A 1,590-nucleotide genomic window follows, 5' to 3' on the forward strand; every position below is an offset into this window, starting at 1 on the left:
CCCTCTGTGTCAGGCTCAGGTGGGACACGAGGGAATGAAGTTCCCTAACTGATGTGAACAGGGCGAGAACGGGTACTGAGCAGAGTGACGATGACCAGCCACGATCTTCCTTCCGGTGACGGGCCGCGGACCGGCCGGCCCAAGCGGCGGACCTTCACCGCCGCCTACAAGCTGCGGATGGTCGAGGAGTACGACGCGGCCGAGCACGGCGAAAAGGGCGCGTTGCTGCGCCGTGAAGGACTTTATGAGTCCAGCGTTCAGCTGTGGCGTCGCCAGCGCGACGCCGGTGAGCTGACCGCTGCGGGAACGGGCCGCCCGGCCGCCAAGAAGGAGAAAACGGCGGAGCAGGCCGAGTTGGAGCAGTTGCGCAAGGAGAAGGCGCGGCTGGAGCGGCAGAACGCCGCCATGGCCAGGAAACTCAAGCAGACCGAGGCCGCCCTGGACATTATGGGAAAAGGTATCGCGCTCTTGGAAACGATGTCCGAGAGCGCGGACACCGAGAATTCGTGACCCACTGCCGGGACGAAACCCTTTCCCTGCTGGTCGAACATCTACCGATTCGCACCTCGTGCGCATTGTCGGGTGTGCCGCGCAGTAGTTTCTACCGACGGCGGAACCCGGCACCGGACAATAGTGAGCCGATGGGGCGGCCGGCTCCGCCGAACGCGCTGAGCGAGAGCGAACGGGCTGAACTGGTCGAGACGCTCAACAGCGACCGGTTCGCCGACAAGGCACCCCGGCAGGTGTGGGCTGCGCTGCTGGACGAGGGGGTGTACCTGGCGTCGGTGTCGACGATGTACCGGGAACTGCGCAGGCGCGACCAGGTCCGGGAGCGGCGCGCCCAGGCCCGGCACCAGGCGCGCACCAAACCGTATCTGGCCGCCCGTGCCCCCAACCAGATCTGGAGTTGGGATATCACGAAACTGCCAGGTCCGGGGCCACGGCAGTTCTATGACCTGTATGTGATGCTCGACATCTTCTCCCGCCTCGTCGTGCACTGGGAGGTCCACCTGCGCGAGTCGGGTGAGCTGGCCGAGCAGTTCATGCAGAACTCGTTTGTCGCCAACGGCGGGATCGTGCCCGGCACCATCCATTCCGACAACGGGACCTCGATGACCTCCAAGCCGGTGACCGAACTACTGGCGGACCTGGACATCATCAAGTCCCACTCCCGCCCGAAGGTGAGCAACGACAACCCCTTCAGCGAGGCGCAGTTCAAAACCTTGAAGTACTGCCCGGTGTTCCCGGCCAGGTTCGACTCGCTCGACGAGGCCGAGACGTTCTGCCACCATTTCTTCGACTACTACAACCATCGGCATTACCACGCCGGGATCGGGCTCCATACGCCGTTCACCATGCATATCGGCACCGCACAGGCGATCCAGCACAAACGAGCCGCCACGATCGCGGCGTTCCGTGCGGCCAACCCGCAGCGGTTCACCCAGACGCCAACCCTGCCCAAGATCCCCACGCTCGCGCAGATCAACCGACCCGCCGAAGACACCACCGACCAGACCAGCCCTGCTGACCAGGAGAAACACGCCGCCTAACGATCACAGGCCCCGGTCCCGTTTGACTTGACACCTACCG

2 protein-coding genes are annotated in these 1,590 nt (G+C 64.4%); both read left to right on the plus strand.

Going from position 1 to position 1,590, the window contains the following annotated elements; genetic code table 11:
• Nucleotides 1-90: 90 nt before the first annotated feature.
• Nucleotides 91-510 carry a transposase gene (locus tag E1284_RS42805; RefSeq protein ID WP_207924255.1) on the plus strand — a complete coding sequence of 140 codons (420 nt, stop codon included), beginning with the start codon at nt 91-93 and terminating at the stop codon, nt 508-510.
• Nucleotides 507-1,550 carry an IS3 family transposase gene (locus E1284_RS40620; RefSeq protein WP_243715059.1) on the plus strand — a complete coding sequence of 348 codons (1,044 nt, stop codon included), beginning with the start codon at nt 507-509 and terminating at the stop codon, nt 1,548-1,550. The genes E1284_RS42805 and E1284_RS40620 overlap by 4 nt, the downstream gene beginning before the upstream one ends.
• Nucleotides 1,551-1,590: the final 40 nt, after the last annotated feature.

It is taken from the genome of Actinomadura bangladeshensis, from assembly GCF_004348335.1.
Lineage (GTDB): Bacteria > Actinomycetota > Actinomycetes > Streptosporangiales > Streptosporangiaceae > Spirillospora > Spirillospora bangladeshensis.